At 67.9% G+C, this 20,738-nt stretch carries 13 protein-coding genes; 12 read left to right on the forward strand and 1 reads right to left on the reverse strand.

All coding sequences use genetic code 11. From position 1 onward, the window contains the following. Positions 1-148 precede the first annotated feature (148 nt). The 4 genes from ABT360_RS32340 (at position 149) to ABT360_RS32355 (ending at position 12,135) form a co-directional block, all read left to right on the forward strand. Positions 149-445, forward strand: a complete 297-nt coding sequence (locus tag ABT360_RS32340; RefSeq protein WP_351824563.1) for a hypothetical protein — start codon at positions 149-151, stop codon at positions 443-445. 960 nt (positions 446-1,405) lie between these two features. After that, the gene (locus ABT360_RS32345; RefSeq protein WP_351824566.1) at positions 1,406-5,032 is read left to right on the forward strand and encodes a LamG domain-containing protein; all 3,627 of its coding nucleotides are present in this window, start codon (positions 1,406-1,408) and stop codon (positions 5,030-5,032) included. Between the two features lie 136 nt (positions 5,033-5,168). Beyond that, positions 5,169-11,768, forward strand: a complete 6,600-nt coding sequence (locus ABT360_RS32350; RefSeq protein WP_351824569.1) for an RHS repeat-associated core domain-containing protein — start codon at positions 5,169-5,171, stop codon at positions 11,766-11,768. Between the two features lie 55 nt (positions 11,769-11,823). Continuing rightward, positions 11,824-12,135 (forward strand): hypothetical protein, encoded by a 312-nt coding sequence (locus ABT360_RS32355; RefSeq protein WP_351824572.1) that lies wholly within the window; start codon positions 11,824-11,826, stop codon positions 12,133-12,135. Between the two features lie 410 nt (positions 12,136-12,545). Here ABT360_RS32355 and ABT360_RS32360 read toward each other — a convergent pair whose 3' ends face one another. Then, positions 12,546-12,980 carry a hypothetical protein gene (locus ABT360_RS32360; protein ID WP_351824574.1) on the reverse strand — a complete coding sequence of 145 codons (435 nt, stop codon included), beginning with the start codon at positions 12,978-12,980 and terminating at the stop codon, positions 12,546-12,548. An 821-nt stretch (positions 12,981-13,801) separates the two neighbouring features. Between ABT360_RS32360 and ABT360_RS32365 the strand changes: the two genes are divergently transcribed. From ABT360_RS32365 to ABT360_RS32400, 8 genes are all read left to right on the forward strand, one after another. After that, complete coding sequence (locus ABT360_RS32365) at positions 13,802-13,939, forward strand: hypothetical protein (RefSeq protein ID WP_351824577.1); 138 nt, start codon at positions 13,802-13,804, stop codon at positions 13,937-13,939. Positions 13,940-14,154: 215 nt separating this feature from the next. Further along, positions 14,155-15,273 carry an asparagine synthase-related protein gene (locus ABT360_RS32370; RefSeq protein ID WP_351824579.1) on the forward strand — a complete coding sequence of 373 codons (1,119 nt, stop codon included), beginning with the start codon at positions 14,155-14,157 and terminating at the stop codon, positions 15,271-15,273. Between the two features lie 88 nt (positions 15,274-15,361). Next, positions 15,362-16,246, forward strand: a complete 885-nt coding sequence (locus ABT360_RS32375) for a GNAT family N-acetyltransferase (protein ID WP_351824582.1) — start codon at positions 15,362-15,364, stop codon at positions 16,244-16,246. Between the two features lie 974 nt (positions 16,247-17,220). Continuing rightward, positions 17,221-17,394, forward strand: a complete 174-nt coding sequence (locus ABT360_RS32380; RefSeq protein ID WP_351824585.1) for a hypothetical protein — start codon at positions 17,221-17,223, stop codon at positions 17,392-17,394. A 690-nt stretch (positions 17,395-18,084) separates the two neighbouring features. Beyond that, positions 18,085-18,438 carry a DUF3846 domain-containing protein gene (locus tag ABT360_RS32385; protein WP_351824588.1) on the forward strand — a complete coding sequence of 118 codons (354 nt, stop codon included), beginning with the start codon at positions 18,085-18,087 and terminating at the stop codon, positions 18,436-18,438. Between the two features lie 80 nt (positions 18,439-18,518). Then, the gene (locus tag ABT360_RS32390; protein ID WP_351824590.1) at positions 18,519-18,824 is read left to right on the forward strand and encodes a hypothetical protein; all 306 of its coding nucleotides are present in this window, start codon (positions 18,519-18,521) and stop codon (positions 18,822-18,824) included. Positions 18,825-18,926: 102 nt separating this feature from the next. Further along, positions 18,927-19,586: a hypothetical protein gene (locus ABT360_RS32395; protein ID WP_351824593.1), complete on the forward strand. Its 660-nt coding sequence runs from the start codon at positions 18,927-18,929 to the stop codon at positions 19,584-19,586. 18 nt (positions 19,587-19,604) lie between these two features. Next, on the forward strand, positions 19,605-19,841 hold the full coding sequence (locus tag ABT360_RS32400; RefSeq protein WP_351824596.1) for a hypothetical protein: 237 nt from the start codon (positions 19,605-19,607) through the stop codon (positions 19,839-19,841). Positions 19,842-20,738 lie beyond the last annotated feature (897 nt).

Below are 20,738 nucleotides of genomic sequence, written 5' to 3' on the forward strand. Positions count from 1 at the left end.
AGCACACACCCTGCCAAGGTCTGCCGCTGTCCGTACCTGCGCATACTGCCTCCCGCGATGCTCGTATCGGAGAGGGGAACATAACCGTGTCATCCGGAACGCGATCGTGCGGGGGGTCTGCAGTCCCAGCGGGCCCGCTGAACCGGTCGTGTTCGGTGTCGCGGGCATGCTGGGCCGTCCAACGCGTAAGCGCCTCCTGGTCTGGCTGGTCTTCGGAGTCCGCCCCGCCGGCGGCGCGGGCAAGCCGACGGCGAACGTGGGTAAGCCCGCGTTGTCGGTGACGGCTGGAACGCTGAACGACATGAACAGCGAGGATGAGCAGCTGCGCCGTGCTGGCACGGGCCACGCCGCCCTGTCCCGCCGCCCGCTGGTTGGCTTTAACACCAGGCTTTTCGATGACGGTGGGGTCGAGGTGGTGGGTGGCGACGGAGGTGATGGCTGGTAGGGGCCCTTCTTCCATGGCGTGTTTGAAGGTGTGGACGATGCAAGTGCGGACCGGAAGGACTGGCCCGCCGGGTACCCAGCAGTTGTTGGTGGACAGGGGCCGGTTCCGCTGGCCCGGGCCAGCCGTCAGCTGTTCGTCGCCCTCTGTCGCGGGCGCTGTGCCTGACTGTCCCGCTGTTGCGCCGTTGCCCGTCCGTCCGTTTCGGCTGCCGTGCTCTCCTGAGTGCCCGCCGCTCCCCGCCGTTCCGTACGGGTCCCGTCCGTCCTGCCCGCCGTCCATCGGCGTCCCGGCTGCGTGCCTGCCATCCGCTTCGTCGGCGGCTCGCCGTTCCGCCGCGTGGCCGACTGCCGTCCCACGTACGCCGCCGCGCCGCCCTTACCCCGTTACTGGCCCAGCACGAGCGCGCCCCTCGGCAGCGGTTCCCTGATCGCTCTCGTCGCTTGCGCCGTTCGGTCGGAGTGCACCGTTCCGGCTGTCCTCGTGCCGCCACCAGCGCCTGGTGGCTACTGCCGGGCGAGCCCGGCTGGCCTGGCACCAGCACGGGGTGCGTGCCGGAGGATGCCGCGCTTGGGTATCGGATTGGCAACGATCACTCGCACTGCTACGGAGATTCGTTCAACACGACGGGTGCTGGCCGCTGGAGCGACTGCTGTGCCTGGCCTGGTGGGGCGCGAGCGTGCACAACCGGAGGGACGGATGCCGAAGGCAAGGGCTGAGCAGACAGGGTTAAAAGGGGCACGATCGGTGGTCGACTGTCTCAATAGCAAAAGGCCAGAAGTAGCCCTGACTTGCGCATTTCTGACTGTGCGGTATGTGGATGGTCCCTTGACTGGTTCATGACGTGACCCCAGGATGTGGCGAATCTGTGTACCGATCATGTAGCTCAGGGGTGGGGTTGTGAGGGGTAGAGGGTGGCGTCGTGCACGCCACAGAGCAAGCGCGTTGACGGCCATATCGGTGATGGCGTCAGTGCTGAGCCCGTTGGCGGGCAATGCCGCCGCCCAAGTGCCGCAGGCGGTGCCGGCTACGGCGCAGGGCGCGTCGGCGCTCGCCGCGCAGACGGGTGAGCCGGTCGAGGTGGTCTCGGAGCGCAATGAGTACTCCACGACCGAGGCGAACCCGGACGGCACGTTCACATTGAGGCAGTCGACGACGCCGCAGCGGACCAGGGGCCAGGACGGTTCATGGCGGGAGGTGGATGTCACGCTGGAGCGGCGGGTCGACGGCTCGGTCGGGCCGAAGGCCTCCGTGGTCGACCTGGCGTTTTCCGGGGGCGGCAGCGGCAAGAACATGATCCGGCTGGCCGCCCAGCAGGGGGCCGTGACGCTGGGCTGGCCACAGCAGCTGCCAAAGCCCGTTCTCAACGGCCCGACGGCGACCTACCCTGAGGTCTTCAGCGGTGTCGATCTGCAGCTGACCGCTACGGCTGAGGGCTACCGTGAGGTCCTGGTCGTGAAGAACGCCGAGGCGGCGGCGAACCCGGAGCTCAACAAGGTGGAGCTGTCGGCCACCGGACAGGGCCTGACGATCGCTCCAGGCCACGGCGGCGGCCTTCGGGCCATCGACGAGGACGGCAATACGGTCTTCAATGGGCCGGCTGGTTTGATGTGGGATTCCGCCGGTGATGGCGGGACGCAGACCCAGCTGATGCGCACGGCCGCCACCGGCGTTGCTGCAGATGACGCGGAAGCACCGGAGGCAACTGCACCAGACGGTGGGGACGTGACCGCGGAGCTGCCCGTCCAGGTCGCGGAAGGGTCGATCTCGATCAAGCCGGACCTGCAGCTGCTGCGCGGGTCGGACACGGTCTACCCCGTCTACATCGACCCGACCATGGGCCTGGGTGTGTCGGAGCGGGCAGTTCTGTCGTCGGACGGGGACCGGTTTTGGAACTTTGACGGTGACCTCGGTGTCGGCCGCTGCTACCGGGTGGGCCCGTACTACTGCGACGCCGATCACACCAACCGGATGTACTTCGAGTTCTCGCCAGCCAAGCTGTCCAACAGGTACGTGATCGACGCGACGTTCCGCGCATATGAGACGTGGTCGTTCTCCTGCACCCCGCATGCGCTGCAGCTGTGGCGTACGGACAACATTTCCGAGGGCAGCCGGTGGCCCGGGCCGGCGAAGCTTGACCTGATGGGCGACCGCACCGTATCGGCGGGCCGCGGCACGCACTGTGATCCTGACCAGCCGGATGCCTGGATCGAGTTCAACGACGCGGCCAGTGAAACAGACGAGAACCTCACCAAGACGGTGCGCAACTTCGCCGACGGCAAGTTCTCCCGCCTCACCCTGATGCTCCAGGCCGCAGACGAGGGCAACGCGGATGCGTGGAAGCGCTTCGACGACAACGCCGAGCTGAAAGTCGTCTACGTCATCAAGCCCGGCGCTGTGACCGACGACGGCGTGATCCCGGGCAACGGCACGATGCAGGGCTGCTCCACGTCCGACGCGACCCCGGTCGTGGCGACGCGCCTGGACCCTTTGCTGCAGGCACGTGTCCAGACACTGGTTAAGCCGGCCAGCACCGAAGAGCAGGGTTCGCTGCGCGCCCATTTCTGGGTGGAGCGCAAGATGTCGGACGGCAGCTGGAGCGCCGCTCGTACCAATGTGCCTTCTACCGGTTATTACGTGGACGACACCCTGGCCAAGCTGAGACTGACGGGCGGCGTGGACGGATCGCTGTACCGGGTCAGGTCGCTGACGCAGACTTTCTGGACCTATGAGGGCGTGACCACGGCGATCTCGTCGGGGTATAAGCGCTGGTGCTACTTCAAGATCGACACGACGGCGCCCCGTGCTCCGAGTATCACCTCCAAGGGCCCGTACACCGAGTGCACGGCCACCCTCTGTGAGGGCAAGGGGGCACCTGGAGTGCCCGGCTCGTTTGCCATCGCCCCCAATCCGCTCGACAAGGACATCACGGACTACCGGTGGCGGCTGCTGACCCAGCGGGCTGAGACCACGAAACAGGTGGACGGACCGCTGGCCACGATTGCCCCTGTGCCCACCACTTCCGGGACACAGGTACTGATCGTTGAAGCGATGGACAACAATGGCACGCGCACCGGCACACCAGCGGAGTTCCACTTCAAGGTGGCGCCGGCCCAGGGGCCGACCGGCTTGTGGCACTTCGACGACGGCACGCCCGGCTCCACGGTGACCACGGCCACCGACAGCGCCACCACCGAGGGCACCATCCGCCATAATCTGACCCTTCACCAGCAGGCGGGCACCGCCGCGACCTGGTCGGTACTGGGACGACGCGGCACAGGTGACCACTCGCTGCGGCTGAACGACGATGTCACTGACCCGGCCAAGCAGCTCGGTTACGCCTCCACCAGCAGCGCCCCCCTCAACACCAAGGACTCCTTCACGATCTCGACCTGGGTGCTGCTCAGTGACGGAGACAAGACCCGCGTCGTGGCCTCCGCGCCAGGAACGACCACTTCGGCCGCGTTCAACCTGTTCTATTCCGCGTCCTCGAAGAAGTGGGTGTTCAACCGGGCCGTCACGGATTCGGCCACGCCCGCCTACGTCAGTTCAGTGGCCGACGCAGCCAACCCGCCCCTCAACGTGTGGACACACCTGGCGGGCGTCTTCGACACCAAGGGCGACACCAATAACGCAAACGACACCATTCAGCTCTATGTCAACGGCCGCCCGCAGGGTTCACCCCTCACGCTCGCTACGGCCAACCCCGCATACACGCCCTGGACGTCGTCGGCTGGCATGACCGTCGGCGGCTCCAAGGCAGGTGAATACTTCATGGGCCGTATCGACGAGCTGACCCTGTGGCAGCGGGCGCTGATAGGCGATGAGGTGCGCCTGGACACCAGGCTCGAGGTAGCTGGGGTTCCCGCCACCGAGCTGGTCGCCTACTGGGATGCCGCCACGGCGGCGAACGGCAAGGTCAGCGAGCTGACGTCCTACGCGCCCGGCCCGATGACCATCTCAGCCACCGGAGCTACCGCGGATCCGGAGCAGCACGAGCTGCGGCTGGACGGCGCCACCGGTTACATGTCCACCGCCGGACCGGTGCTGGACGAGACCGGCTCCTTCACCGTGACCGCGGCCGTCAAGCTCGACGGGGCGAAGTTCGCCGCGCTGCCCATCGGAGCACGGGTACATGTCTTCGGGCAGGCCACCCCGGACGGCAAGGAATCCTCCTGGGCCCTTTGGGTGGAGAAGGTAGCCGCCGGCGGCTATCTGTGGCGCTTCGGCCGCACGGCAACTGACGCCACCGGCAAGGTGATAGCAAGCGGATCCGTTCCCTCCGAGTTCCCCGCGGACATGGACACCTGGGTTCAGGTCACCGGTGTCTTCGATGCGGCCGAGCAGACGGCCACCGGCAACGGCGCAACTCACCTGTATGTCGGACACACCAAGCAGATGCCGGTCGACGACTCAGCCTTCACCACGCCGCAGCAGGGTCGTGGCGAAATCGCGGCTGGGCGTGGCCCTTCCGGCGGCGCCAACGGCCACTACCTGCCCGGTGCTCTGGACGAGTTGCGGGTCTGGGCCGGTGCCATGACCGAAGACCAAGTCATGACCAAGGTCATGGGCGAGCCCGGAGCGGAGTAACCAAGCGCGCCCGGCGGCCACCCCGATCCGCATCGAGCCGCCGGGCCGCATCACCCCTGTCACGTCCCGTAGCCGCGAGCTGCGGGCACCAGATTGCGCCGCGCGCCGCGGCTCCAGTGACCATGAAAGAAGAAGCATGAACCGGTCCATACCGGCTGCCCAGCGAAGCAGCCGGAGCAGAAAACACCTGCCGCTCGCGGCCGTCCTCGGGTTCTCCATGATCCCGGGCCTGCTCGCTCCGGTGGCCTTCGCCGCCAATGTCGATCCGCTGGGCAAGCCGAAGCTGGCTGCGCCCGAGTCGGCTGATGTGTCCCCGTTCACCGCTCGGGTGAACAAGAAGAGCGCGGCCATCATGAACAAGGCCGCCGAGACCCTCCGCGCGGACGCAGCGCGGGCCAAGGCCGACCAGGGCAAGAAGGCCGTCTGGCCCAAGGCCGGAACCGCCACGGTCACCGTGCCTGCCACCGGCTCGGCGAAGGCCGCCCCTGGCACGCTGCCGATCACTGTCGCACCGCCGGAGCGGACCAAGGCACGCGCGGCGCTCAAGGCTGCCGGCCCTGTGACGGTAAACGTCCTGGACCAGAAGCAGGCCGCCCGGCTCGGCGTCAAAGGCGTCGTGCTCACGGTGTCCGCCCCCGCCACCGGCGGAGGCGCTGCCCTGGGCCTGAACTACAGCGCTTTTGCCGCAGCCTACGGAGGTGACTGGGCGGGGCGCCTGCAGGTTCTGCGGCTGCCGGACTGTGCGCTGAACGACCCGGCAAACAGCAAGTGCCGAACACGCACCCCGCTTCAGTTCACCAACGACCGCACGACCGAGCAGCTCAATACCCAGCTGACGTTCCGGACGGCTCAGGCACCCGCCCTGGCGCCCGGCGCCCGTGCGTCGTCCGCCCCGGCCGCCACCCAGACGATGGTCCTGGCCGTGGCGGCGGGCACCAAGTCCGGCAGCGGGGACTACAAGGCGACGCCGTTGTCTGCGTCCTCCACCTGGGAAGCCGGCGGCTCATCCGGCAGCTTCACCTGGTCCTACCCCCTGCGGGTCCCGCCCTCCGCGGCCGGCCCCAAGCCCAATCTCGGCATCTCCTACGACTCCGGAAGCGTGGACGGCCGAACCGCGTCGTCGAACAACCAGGGCACGGTGATCGGCGAGGGCTTCGACATCACCTCCTCCTTCGTCGAGCGCAAGTACGCGCCGTGTGACGACGACGGGGAGACCGACAAGTTCGATCTGTGCTGGAAGTACGACAACGCCTCCCTCGTCCTCAACGGCAAGGCAACCGAGCTCGTCAAGGACGACACGACGGGGAAGTGGCGGCTGAAGAACGACGACGCCTCCACCGTCACCATCGCCACCGGTGCAGAGAACGGTGACGACAACGGCGAGCACTGGACCGTCACCACCGGCGAAGGAACCAGGTACGTCTTCGGCCTGAACAAGCTCGCCGGTGCCGGTACCACCGACCGCACGAACTCCGTCTGGACCGTCCCGGTCTTCGGCGACGACGCGGGCGAGCCGGGGTATGCGGACGGCTCCGCCTTCTCCTCCCGCGACAAGACGCAGGCATGGCGGTGGAACCTCGACTACGTCGAGGACACCCACGGCAACGCCATGTCCTACTGGTACACCGCCGAGACCAACCACTACGACAAGCTCGGTGACGACAACAACGGCACCCCCTACACCCGCGGCGGCTACCTCAACGAAATCCGCTATGGCCAGCGCGCCGGCGCATTGTTCTCCGCCGCTCCCGCGGCCTCCAACAAGGTCGTCTTCGGCTACGCCGAGCGCTGCATCGGCACCGACTGCGGCTCCCTGACCGACGCCACCCGCGACAACTGGCCCGACGTGCCCTTCGACGCCGAGTGCAAGGCGGATGTGAAGTGCACGGGCAACGTCGGTCCCAGCTTCTATACCCGCAAGCGTATGACCGGCATCTCCACCCAGGCCTGGGACGCGGCCGCCACCACCCCCGGCTACGCCTCGGTCGACTCCTGGGCCCTGACCCAGCAGTACCTCGACCCCGGCGACACCGGTGACTCAACCGACCAGTCACTGTGGCTCTCAGAGATCAAGCACACGGGCAAGCGCGGCACTGACCTCAGCCTTGACCCGGTCAAGCTGACCCACGAATTCCGCCCTAACCGGGTCGACGGCGCCACCGACAACATTCTTTCCCTGGAAAAGCCGCGCCTGCGCACGATCACCTCGGAGACCGGCGGGCAGACGATCGTCAACTACATGCAGGCCGACTGTCTCGCCGGCCAGACCATGCCCCAGGTTGACACCAACACCCGCCGCTGCTACCCGGTCTACTGGTCGCCCAACGGCGAGAAGGACCCTATCCTCGACTGGTTCCACAAGTACCCGGTCCAAGCGGTCTCCACGATCGACGCCAAGGGCGGCTCCGAGGCTGTCGAGCACACCTACACCTACTCCGGCGGCGGCGCCTGGCACTACAACGAAGACCCCCTGGTCAAGGAGAAGGAACGCACCTGGTCGATCTGGCGCGGCTTTGAAAAGGTCACCCACCTCACAGGCTTGGCCGGCAAGACCCAGTCCAAGACCGTCACTGTCTACCTGCGCGGCATGAACGGTGACCGCGTCCTCGGGACGGACGGCAAGACACCGCACCCAGACCTGCGTAAGACCGCCACCGTCAGTGGCATCAAGGCCCCCGGGGTCACGGACGCCGATCAGTACGCCGGCTTCACCCGAGAATCCGTCACCTACAACGGCGTGACAGGCCCCGAGGTCGGCGGCACCGTCAACGACCCGTGGTCCAAGCGCACCGCCACCCAGCACAAGTCATACGCCGACACCGAGGCGTACTACGTCCGCACCGCGGCCACCCACGCCCGCACCAACATCACCACCGTCAGCCCGCCCCGCGACCGCGTCCGTACCACCGCCACCACCTACGACGCCTACGGCATGGCCGAAACGGTCGAAGACAAGGGCGACAACGCCGTCACCGGTGACGAGAGGTGCACCCGGAACTGGTACGCCCGTAACGACGCCCTCGGCATCAACAATCTCGTTGCTCGTACCCGGACCGTCGCCAAGCCGTGCGTCACCCTTGACACCGCCCTCGACCTGCCTGCGGACTCCACCCGGCCCGGCGACGTCATCTCAGACTCCGCCACCGCCTACGACTCCACCTCCTGGACCGCCGCCCAGAAGCCCACCAAGGGCGAAGCGCAGTGGGTCGGCCGGGCGAAGGCGTACGGCACGGATGATCAGCCGGTGTGGCAGAAGGTAGCCACTACTACCTACGACACTCTCGGCCGGCCGCTGACGGTCAAGGACACCAACGACACCAGCACCGCCACCGCGACCTACATACCCGCTGCTACCGGCCCGCTCACCGAGACCAGCGTCACCAACGCCAAATCGCACAAGACCACGACGCTTCTGGACTTTGCCACTGGTGCCACGCTCAAGGTGACCGACGCGAACGGCAAGATCACCGAAAGTCAGTACGACAGCCTCGGCCGCGTCACCAAGGTCTGGCTGCCCAACCGGCTCACCTCGCTGGCACAAGCCCCCAACTACACCTACGCCTACAACATCACCTCCTCCGCCCCCTCGTGGGTTGCCACGAGCGTGCTGAAGGGCAACGCCAGCGGCTACAACACCACCTACGAGATCTACGACTCCCTGCTGCGCCCGCGACAGACCCAGGCACCGTCCCCGACCGGCGGACGCCTTATCGCCGAGACGCTGTACGACGAGCGCGGACTGGTCTCCTCGTCACTCGCCGACATATGGGACGAGACCAGCGCTCCGTCCGGCGCCCTGGTGGCAACAGACGGCGGCCAGGCGCCGATGCAGGTAGACACCACCTATGACGGTGCCGGCCGTGCTATCAAGGCCGAAACCAAGGTCAAGAACGTTCTGCGCTGGACGACCGAAACCACCTACACCGGCGACACCGTCACCACCACCGCCCCTGCAGGCGGTCAGGCCACTGCCGTCGTCACCAATGCGCTCGGGCAGGCCACTCAGCGTCGCGAGTACGGCGGCCCCCAGGCGACTGGTGAGGACTACACCACCACGACCTTCACCTACACCCCGGCAGGCCAGCAGGCCACCATTAATGAAGGCCCCGATAAGGCCAAGTGGCTCTACGGCTACGACTTGTTCGGCCGTCAGACCAGTGCGACCGACCCGGACAAGGGAAAGTCCACCACCTCCTACAACGAACTCGACCAGGCCGTAGCCGCCACCGACGTCGCCCGGAGCAAGACGCTCCTCACCGAATACGACATCCTCGGTCGCAAGACCGGCCTGTGGGACGGCGCCACGAAGACCGACGCCGGCAAGCTCGCCGCCTGGACCTTCGACACGCTCGCCAAGGGACAGCAGGACACCGCTGTCCGCTACGAGAACGGCATTAACCAGACCACCAGCAAGGCCTACACACAGAAGGTCACGAGCTACGACCCGCTCTACCAGGTCACCGGAAGCCAGCTGATCCTGCCCGCAAGCGACCCGCTCGTCGCCGCCGGCGTCCCGCAGACACTGTCGGCCACCGTCGCCTACAACCTGGACGGAACGGTCCGACAGGCCAGCAACCCTGCCGTAGGCGGCCTGCCGGCAGAAACCGTCGCCCACACCCACGGCGACCTGGGCCAGCAGCTCACCTCACGCGGCACCACCCAATACCTGCAGTCAGCCCAGTACTCCCCACAAGGAGACCTCCGCCAGCTGACACTGGGCACCAGCTCCACCAGCAAGAAGGTCTACCTCGGCTACGACTACGAGGACGGCACCCGCCGCCTCACCCGCTCCTACGTCACCGACGACGTCCACGGCTTCATGCCGCAAGAACTGAAGTTCACCCAGGACGACGCCGGCAACGTCACCTCCATCTTCGACGCCACCACCCAGGGCGGCACCGCCAAGCCCGACTACCAGTGCTTCACCTACGACGGCCACCGCCGCCTCAAGGAAGCCTGGACCCCCAAGACCGCCGACTGCGCAGCCACCGGCCGCACCACCACCAATCTCGACGGCGCCGCCCCCTACTGGACCAGCTACACCTACAACGCAGCCGGCCAACGCGCCACCGAAACCGAGAACACCCTCTCGGGTGCGAAGACCACCACCTACACCTACGGCACCCCCAAGGGACAGCCGCACCCGCTGGCCAGCACTACGGGTGCGAAGGCTGCGACCTACGACTACGACGCGGCGGGCAACACCACCAGCCGCCCCGGAACCCAGGCCCAGCAGACCCTGACCTGGAACACCGAAGGCAAACTGGTCGGCACCACCGAACCCGCAGTGGGCACCAAGCCCGCACTGAACACCAGCTACCTGTACGACGCGTCAGGCGAACTCCTCGTCCGTCGCGCGTCCGGCGATGGTGACACCGTCCTGTACCTCGGTGGCACCGAAGTCCGCCTCACCACCAAGGGCACCACCAAAACCCTCAGCGGAACCCGCTACTACACCGCCGCAGGCCAGACCATCGCGGTCCGCACAGCAACCGCCGGCGTCACCGGCACCAAGCTCAGCTTCCTGGCCGCCGACCACCACGGCACCAGCAGCCTGGCCCTCGACGCCACGACCCTCGCCACGACCAAGCGCTACACCACCCCCTTCGGCGCCCCACGCGGCACCACACCCACCACCTGGCCCGACGACAAAGCCTTCCTCGGCGCACCCGCTGATACCACCACCGGGCTCACCCACATCGGCGCCCGCGAGTACGACCCCCGTATCGGCCAATTCATCAGCGTCGACCCCATCCTCGCCCTCGACCAGCACCAGTCCCTCAACGGCTACAGCTACGCAAACAACACCCCCGTTACGGCCTCCGACCCCACAGGCCTCATGCCCGACCACGGTGGTGGCACGAGCTCCTGCACCTACCCGTGCAAGGGCGCGGAGGTCGACGAAATCATGGCGGCGGGGCCGACCAGCCCCGACACCGTAGGCGGTAGCGTCGGCAGTGGCAGTGGCAGTGGCAGTGGCAGTGGCAGTGGCACCGCCAAGACCAAGAGCACCGGCACGGTGTGTTCCATAAAGGAAGGAAATTGCACCCAGGACAGTATGACGGGGCCTTCTGATCCAGGGCCTGCCGGAAGCTTCCTTCTGGGTCTCGTAAGAAACGTTCCGTATACTTTCGAGCTGTTCGGCTGGACAGTTGACGATGATTGCCGAACAAACGGCGGAGCTGGAGCACCCGGCTGCGACTACGGTGCACAGTACGACGCGTGGGTGGCCGAGCAGGGATATAACACCGCTGGCGACGAGTACCTCGTCCCCGGTATCGCTGCTGCAATACTCGGGCACCGGTCCATTGCTAAGCCAGGCCCGCGCTCATTCCCTATGGGATTCCCCAACGCTACATCGTTCAAGCAGTTCGGCAGTAAGTTGCAGGCTGGACTGAAGGAGGCCGGGCACGGTGAAGCAACCGCGATATTTCAAGGCAGCGCTGTCACTGGAAAGAGTTTCAGGACACAGAAGCCCTTTGATGCCGGCAGAGTGAGCGACTACGATATCGCCCTGGCGGGACCGGAAATACTGGCAAGCGCTAAGAAGGCTGGCATTGATCTTCGGTCCAATGGGACGCGAACGGGACCGCTCAAGGGTGCCGACATTCAGAAGATGGGGCTGACGGATCTCCAGAGAAGTCTATCCGGGGACGCGAAGCGACCGGTTAACTTCATGATTTACGGTTCCGTTAGCGACGCCACGGGTAGGGCTCCGAGTATTATAGTTCGGTAGTTAGATCCAGGGGGCGCCCGAACTGGGCGCCCCCTGTTACACGAAGGGAAAGTGCGTGAGCTCTAACTTTTATGAACTCTATGGGGCTAAGGGTCTCGACATCCACGAGGTTAGAGATTTGATCGCACAACGCCTGGGGGTACCCTTTGAAGAGCATGAAAGCTCCTACAAAGGCGGCGTATACTATCGTCATTCCGACGGGGATCGAGAATTGACCGTCGAGATGAATTGGACAGATGAGGATGGATACCTGTCAGAGCCGCACCACGAGGAATATGCGGTCCTAGTGTATGCCACCCGCGTCGAAGCGAATTTTCAGGAGCGACTGAACGGAGATTTCACACTTCTGCGTTCTGAAGAACTGTAAGAGGCGCACCGGGCTCGGCCTCCCGTCGCGCAGCTTCCGGTGAAAAATGCTTCAGTGCCTGATGACTGCTCGCCGCCTGGAATGTCGACGAGCCGGGAAGCTCGAAGGCGTCACGGGCGAGCGCCGCCGGTCGGCCGAAGCTGTAGGCACACGCTCGCTGTCCGGGCTCCAGGACTTGCCCGGTCCGGTCCTGACCGGTGTCAGGGCCTGCGTAGCGGCAGGCCGCAGGTGCGGGTGCCGCAGATGCCGCCCGCCGTCGTAGACGTGAAGGGTGAACGTCTCCCGCCCGGGTCGGTCGTCGTGCGCGGACAGCGCGGCGTCGTCTCCCACAGCCTCACCGGGCCACCCTCGCGTACCTCCCACGGGCCGCCGGTCGGGGTAAGGGTGGCGGCGGAGCCGGTGTCGTGGGCTCAGCTGAGCCGTTTCCAGGTTTGGCAGCCGGAGGTCTGGAATGCCTTGTCGGTGGCCAGGACAGTTACGGTGGCCGGGCCCTTGCCAGCTCCGTTGGCGATGATCTGGCTGAAGTCGCCTGTGGTGCCTTTGAGGCGGGCCCAGTAGCAGTCCGTCAGGGCGTCGGCGGGCCCGGCGCTGCGGTAGGTGCCCGGTCGTACCTCCTGACCGACTAGGAAGGTGCCGTCGCCGGGGATCTCCTGCGCGGTCGCTTTTGCCGTTCCGGTCGCCTCGGGGGGTGTGGGGGCCGGGGATGGGACCTCCGAAGCGGGCGCCGTAGTGGTCGGGGAGGCGGGCGGCTGGGAGGAGCCGTCGGTATCGCCGCCGGTGCCCACGATGCCGATGAGTACCCCCATCAGGAGCCCGCCGAGGGCTGCGAGGGTGTGCGTCAGCACGGTGCGACGGCGGCCGCTTCTGGGGCTCGAGGCCGGTTGTCCCCACTGCGGCCCCCGCGGCGGCCCCGTCGGGGGGCGGTGGTCCGTCATGTGTTCAGGGTGCGGCCGGACCCGCCCGGCCGCACCCTGGGATGCTCAGGGAGACGGTAGGAAGCCACCGTGCGCGTGCCGGCGCCGCATGGGCTGCCCCGTCGTTGTTTGCGGTCCGGCCGCTGCGCCGTCGTGCCTGGCGCCTGTTCGCCCGTGCCGCCCCGGCAGGGGCCGGGCCGCGCTACCCCGCTGCTCCCGTCCGGGAGCAGCGGGGTGCCGGCCAACGGCCGGCACCGCATGTGCTTCTCCGTCGGTTCCAGGGTGCTTTCGGGGTGGCTGGCGCAGCGCCTTTCATGCCCGCTGGGTGGGGGGGTGTGGGTGGTGCCGCTGGGGCGGGGGCGGGACGCTTCGCTTTCCCGCCCCGGCCCATGGGCCGGTCGCTTCGCTTGCTCCGGCCCATGCACGTCGCCCCCCGGTCGCTTCGCTGTCCGAGGGTTCGGCGCTGCGGGATTCGGCAGTCGGGTTCGGGCGCGCTTTGCTTGCCGTGTCCTGGCTGCGTGCTGCCGTGTCCCTTGCCTGTGCTGCTTTGCTGGCAGGGGTGTGGTGGTGCCGCCTGCGCTGTGTCCCCGCCCGGGCGGGCTGAAAGGGGCTGTGTACTGCGGGGATTGTTTCTCCGTCAGGGTGTTTTCCCCTTGCCCTTTGTGATGTATCTAGGCTATAGTTGTCTTGTTGGTCGGTGGTGGCAGTCGGCCAGCACAACCGAAGTCACACACTCATTGAAGGAGATGCTCATGTCGACGAAGTCGCATCCGGGTGACGGTCAGTACGCGAAGGGTTCGAAGGGGGCTCTGTACGACGAGCCCCGTCGGGGTCTGGCGGCTGCTGTGCGTGCCGCTGTCCGTCAGGTGATGGCGCTGCGCCAGCGGTGATCTCACCCCTGGTAAGGGGCTTTCGGGGCGGGGACGGACGGATGGCGGCGAGCCCGCTGGATCTGTCCGGCCCTGTCCCGGGGGTCGATCTGCATGCGGTGGGGCTGCTCCTTGCCCCGCCCGCGCTGACGGGGGAGTTCTATCCCGTCAGCCTGTGGCGTGGAGTCGAACGGCTCCCCATGCGCCCTGTTGTCCCGGCTCCTCATCCGGGGGGTTTGCGGGCCGCGTTCGCCGAGTCTGTCCGGTCGCTGACAGCGGAGGCGGACACGATCGGTGTGGCCCTGTCGGGCGGGCTGGATTCCCTGGCCACGCTCCTGCACGTCTGCGAGATCGCGGAAGACCGCCGGGTGGTCGCGTTCACCGGTGACCACCGGGATGACCGGGGCCGCTCGTGTGTCCCGGTCGTCCAGTGCCTGCTGTCGGATCTGGGGCTTGAAGACCGGGTCCGGCTGGTGGTCATCGATCCGGCCAGGCATCGCGCCGAGCCGGTGTGGTCTCCGGTGGGGCCGAGGCTGGACTCACTGCCGGAGGTCAACGCCGCTCTCTCGGAGGTGGCGGACGGTCTCGGTGTGGGGGTGCTGCTGTCGGGGGTGGGCTCGGACGAGCTGCTGGGGGTGCCCCGGTACGCGACGGCCGAGATCGCGGCCCGGTACGGCTTGCGGGCCGCGTGGCGGTATCTGCGGGACGTGGGCGGCTCAGGGCCCGGCGCGGCCGGTGAGACGGCTGCGATCCTGGCCCGCTGCGCACCGGCTGGTGTGAGCGCCCGTGCGTACTGGGCGGTGAACTGGCCGGAGTGGACCGCGCCCGTGCCGAGCCCCGCGCTGGCCGAGCCGTACCGGAGCCACGCCACGGCGTGGGGCCGGGCCTGGGTGGAAAGGAGGATCAAGCAGCACGCGGCGAGGGGCCGTTCCTGGGCTCAGGCGGACGCGTTCGACGCCTTTTGGCCGCATGAGGTGATCGGCCCGGCCGGGCCGGTGCCGGAAGCCTCACCGTTCCTGACGGAAGGCTTCCTGTCGGCCGCGCTCGCGGTGCCCGTCGCGGCTCGCTACCGGCCGGACGCGCCCACGGCGTACTGGCGGTGCAAGTGGCTGGTGCTGTCGCTCATGCCCCGCCACGCCCTGCCCGTACTGCCCCGGAGGAAGTCGTACTTCACTGCCGCCCTGGCGGGTGAAGCGGCCGGACTGGACCCCGGCGCTCCGCTGCTGGCGGTCGAGTGCGGGCTGATCGACCGGACGGCACTGGCACGGGAGAAGGACACGGCCTTCCTGCTGGCCCTGTCCGCCGTTGAACAGTGGCTCCTCGGCGCTCACGAGCGAGGAGCCACTATCGGCTGACCATCAGCCACCCACGGGCAGGGCAGCGCCGTCTATGGCGCTGCCCTGCCCCCCCGGTTCGTTCTGGACATGAAGGGAGAAGCCCCGCATGGTCGTCACTGTGAGCCCCGTACTCGACGTGACGCTGCGCCCGTACACCCCCGCCGACGAAGCGGCGGTGCTGGAGCTGATCGATGCCGACCGGCTGCCGGGCCAGCCCCACGCCACCCCCGCCATGCTCCGTCAGGCACTTCAGGGCCGCTCGCCGGTGGACGCGGGCTGGTGGGCCGAACTGGACACCCCCACCACCCAGGTAGCCATGGACAGCACCGGCGCGGTCGTCGGCGCCGTCTCGTACGCGGCGCGCCCCAAGGACGGCATGGGACAGCTCCTGTGGCTGCACTGCCAGGAACGGCCGGACGTCGCCGACGCGCTGATCCACCACACCGTGACCGCCCTTGCGCCGCGCCCGGTGCACGCCTTCCACTTCGCCTCCGCACTGTCCCTCGGCCTTGAAGCCCTGCCGGTCCGGCACCGCCCCGCCACGGCCGCCGCCCTGGACCGCGCCGGGTTCACCGGCGAGCGCCTGTGGCGGTACATGCGCGCCGACCTGCCCGCATACGGCCTGCCCCGCCTTACAGGCGTGAAGGTGATGCAGGACCCGGGCGGCAAGGACGCCCGCCGACTGGAGGCCCGCAAGGGCCGCCGCACGGTCGCAGAGGCGGTTGTCGGCCTGCCGGTCCAGGGCACCGGGGTGCTGTGGTGGATCGGCGTCCTGCCCGACGTACGCGGACAAGGACTGGGCCGCGCCATGCTCGGCTCCGCACTCGACGTCCTGGCCGGGCTCGGCGCCACACAGGCGATCCTTTACGTGGACGACGACGCTCCGCCCGGTGACGAGAGGGACCGGACGGCAGCGATCAGCCTCTATGAGTCGGCAGGATTCTCGGAGGTCGACCGGCTGTATTCCTACACTCTGTCAGCTTCTCCATAAGAAACGGGTATCGAGAAAGGGGCCCCGAAAGGGGCCTTTTTTACATTCTGTTCGTTCTCTTCGGTTCCGCATGTCGTCTTTGTGGTAGCGCCGGATTTCCTCGGCCCCGCCGGACGGGCTCCCGGCCGTCCCGCCGGGCCCCGTGCCCCGGCCGTCCGCGGGTGGGTTGCCGCCGTATCGCCGTGCGTCCGCCGTCCCGCCCCCCACCGGGGCGCCGCCGGTTCACCGGAACGCCGCTGCCTGCAGGTTGCCCCGCCTGGCTTCCGCCGTCCCCGGTACCGCTGCCGCTGTACCGCCGGTGCTGTCTGTTCGCGTCCGCCGGGTTCCTGCCGTCGGCCATCAGGCCGCTGCCACGGCGCTGTGCCGACGCCTGTCCCGCCGCCGGCCTGGGCGAAGCACCAGCCAGGGGAGGCTGCGGGGGTAGGTGTCGTATGCCGCCGGCAGCTGGGGGCCCGGCCCCGGCGTTTTCGAGTCTCCGCCTCCCATCCGCGGGCCCGTACGGCCGCGGAAACCGCCGCCGATGCCGAGGTTGGCCGAGCTGTTCAGCCCAGCCTGGCCGCGGGCCGGTGGTGTCGCTAGGCCCGGTGCCCAGATGTGCTCTGGGGGCAGTACCACCGGGCCGCCCCCTTCCCCTCTTGTGGCCTGCGTCCCGGCGGTCACATTCAAGGGCTACCCCTACATAACCAAAGCAGGTAGCAGAGCACCGAGCCCCATTCAAGGCTGACCAGACATCAAAGGGCCTGGTCAGAGCATTGAATGGGGCTCTTTCGCTGTCCATGGTGATCACGCCGACGCGGCTTGCGCTCCTAGGGCACGCATCCCACATGCCTGCCCGAGCGCGTTCCTGTCCGCCTCCTGAGCAATCGACTCACTAGAGGACCCGAGGAGGGGTTGCGGGGCTAACTACCGCCTGCTCCACCGTGCTGCTCGCCGCGCGCCGCTTGTGGCGTGCCTCATCTGAAGGGGAACCGTCCGTGTTCAAGCTCGCTCTGCTTGTCGTCCTGCTCCTGGTCCTCGTCGCCCTGCTGGTCATGGGTGCCGGGTTCTATCTGGCCTTGCGCCATCCCAGGCTCGCGACGCCGCTGATCGTTGCCGGCACCCTCGGGGCGGTTCTCGTCGGCGCAGTCGCCATCGTGGGGTCCCAGTGACGCGGGCGCATCTCGGAAGGGCTGCGCCCGGCTGCCTGGCCAGCCTTCCGCTGCCGCGCCGGTTCAGGAGAAGCCGACGCCTGCCCAGGAACGGCAACCGGCCGCCGGTGCTCCGCCGTGTCCGCGGCAACCCGCCCGGTGCCGTCCCGTTCACCAGGGCTCGCCGCCGTGTCACCACCTGGCTGACCGCCGCGCTGCGTCGGCCGACCCGCCGCCAGCCGGTATACGGAAAGCGGCCGGTGCCTCGGCGGGCGCCTCCGAAGTGCTTGGGCGAGTAAGTATCGAGGGGACACAGCAGGCTGCCGGGAGTGGCCGCCCGAGGTGGCATCCTGGCCCAACGGCCGGCGGAGGTGGCTGAGCCTTGCCTGAGGGGCGTGGTCGGCGCTCTGTGAGCCTGCTGCCCGGTCGTGGTGAGCCTGAAGTCGGTGGCCGTCGACCTGCTGCAACGGGGAACGTAGCTCCACGCCAGCCGGTGCCGGGTGCCCGCACCCGCCCGTGCTGGCCTGACCTGCCGGACGCTCCGGGGCGCGCCCGACCGGCTGCGCCCCGGGATCGGCGGTGCGCCTTCCCGCCGTTGACCGGTGGTTCTCGTAGACATTCGTGATGTGCATGGGATATAGTTGTCTTGTTGGTCGGCGGTGGCAGTCGGCCAGCACCGAGAACACACCTTTGCGAGAGATGGAGTCACCCATGACCCGCACGCCCGACGCCCTGCTCATCACCCCCGAGGCGGACATCGTCCCGGTCAACCTGCCCGCAGACTCGGAGTCCCGACTGGTCGTGATGCGTTCCGTGATCCGCTGCGAGCGTGTGGATGTCGTGGGGCTGACCAGCCAGCTCGACATGTGGCTGGACGACGAAGGGCTCTACAACCACCCGGTCAACAAGCTCGCGACGCTGCTGGCGTTCCGCTTCGGCTTCACCTACCAGGACTACCACGGTCCCGTTCTGCTGACCGGCGGCGCTGACGCCGAGGGCGAGACGGTGCCGCTCACCAAGGACAAGGTCCTGGCGCTGCTGACCAGCCTCGAAGAGGAGCTCTAAGCCCCACACCGCCGGAGCGGCCGGGAGGCTGCTCCGGCCCCCTTGCGGCGGGGGACCCACCACTCTGAGAGGAGCCCACCATGTCGGTCACCTTCACCGCCGAACTCACCGGTGCGCCGGTCAACATGGCCAACTCCAACGCGGCCCGCGTGCTGGGCACCCTCGGATACGCCGAGCCGTACGGCGACGAGGACGCCCAGCTCTTCCTCGGTCGCGTCCTGCTCGCGCTCGCCCTCGAACCCGAGGACGCCGGACGCCCCGCCGTCACGGACGGCCGCTTCATCGACTGCGGCCGTTCCCAGGGCTACGTCCAGTCGCGGCTTCACGAGCTGCGCGAGCTCGCCGAGTACGCCCAGGCCCAGCGCCTGCGCGTCACCTGGGGCTGACAGCCCACCCGGCCCCACCCGGGGCGCAGGCCCGAACCACCAGCGGCGGGGGAGTGGCACCCCCGCCGCGCCGAGAACACCACCCCGAGAAGGGCATCTGTGATGAGCGCGCGCACCGCCGAGACCGTCAGCCAGTTGGTCAGCGTCCTGACCCTGTCGGCCCGTATCGCCGAGTCCGGCAGCATCACGCACCTGCCGGAGACCGTCCGCCCCGTGGGTTGGACGGCGCACTCCGCGGGAGCCGAACAGTCCTGGGAGCGGGTAGCAGAGGCTCGCGAGAATCAGGAAGTCGCTCCGCTGCTCGCCGAGATCGCGAGGGCCGAGCCTCCGGCCGACGTAGCGCACTTGTACGTGTCTGTGGAGAGCTGGCGGCGCGCAGCGGTCGCGGAGATGCGTCGGACCGCCAGCAAGGAGGCGCACGAGCGAGTGGTGGACGGGATGCGCCGGGAGGCTCTGGCCGCCATCGACGCCAAGGGCGTGGCCTTCCAGCCGGTCGAGTGGGAGGAGTCCACGCGCATCCTCCGCGTACAGGGCGAGTGGACCGTCACGGTGTCCGTCAGCGGGACCGATCACACGGCTTTACGGGAGGCGTTCGCGGCCGGCCTGGCCGGTAGGCGGGATGAGATCCTGGCAGACGCTCAGAACCGCATCCCGCGCGTCTCCGGCACCGTCCGAGCCGCCGCCGACACCCCGGAGCAGGTGCGCAAGGCTTGGCAGCGGGACCGCCGCAAGGGCACCGCGCCGAAGCCCGCCACCGGCTAGTACTCGCCCGGCAGTTGGGTGACGTGGCAGCACCCCGAGACCGGCCAGACGCTCACCGGGATCGTCACCAAGTGGCTGCTCGGCGAGCGGACTGACCCGGCCCGCCGCACGGTGATCCCCTTGGACGGCGAGCCGGTCGTGATGGTGCTGGAGCCCCGAGCGAAGCCCACGGCAGGCCCGTGGAACGTCGTCTACGGCCCGGAGAAGTCCAGCCCGGTCCAACCGGGCGTGCGGCAGCTCGAATTGGCCATGTGAAACCAACCGGAAAACGGCCCCGAAAGGGGTCTTTTCCTTTGCGTGCCTCCTTTCTTCTACCCCTTCATTTCTACTTTTTGATGGCGCTCTAATTCCTTCAGATTCTCTGTGACGCGACGTCAGATTCGGGTGGGTAGTGATGGAGTGTCAGGTGAGGGTCTGGTAATTGGTTGGGTGGGCGCCACGCCCCCTGGGTCGATATTTCTGAGCCTCGGGTTTTCGGGCCGTAAGGCCGTGGTTGAATTCCGGGGGAGGCGTGTCTGTGTGTGGGTATTCCGGTGTGTGCTGGAAAGAGGAGAGTAGCCGCCCGTCGGGCGGCAGGGAAACGCCCTCGTGCCGCGCCCCGGGAACGGGGCGGCAGCTCCCGGGCACGTACCGCCGTACCGCCACCCCACCCCATCCCCCTCGGCCCCGACAGGGGCCCCACAGAAGCCCGACACCCCGTTACCCCGCCTAGCAGGCAGGGGACATGGGAACAGAACCCAGACTCTAGCCACGCCCTCACTACGAAACACCCCCGCACCCCCCGGCCCCGACAGGGGCCCAACCCCCGCCCCCACCGTGTCCGCCACCGGCGGACACCCCGTCACCTCACACCCCATCAATTCCCGCAACGCGGGAATCCAAAAGAAAGCCTGAAAGGCTTTCAAAACACCCATAGCCAGAATTGCCGAAAGGCAATTCAACTCGCCCCAAAATAAGCCCCGAAGGGGCTTATCAGAAACCATCCCAAATTCGCCGACAGGCGAATTCCTGCGGAATTCCGCCGAAAGGCGGAATTCAATAGGGAGCTTTAGCTCCCTCCGCCCCCAGTCCCTTCAAAGCCCCCGTCGCCGCACCGATCAAGCACTTCGCGGTAGGGGACCGGGTCTCCCACGACAGGCACGGCCTCGGCAC

Source organism: Streptomyces sp. NPDC000229, assembly GCF_040300825.1.
Classification (GTDB): Bacteria; Actinomycetota; Actinomycetes; order Streptomycetales; family Streptomycetaceae; genus Streptomyces.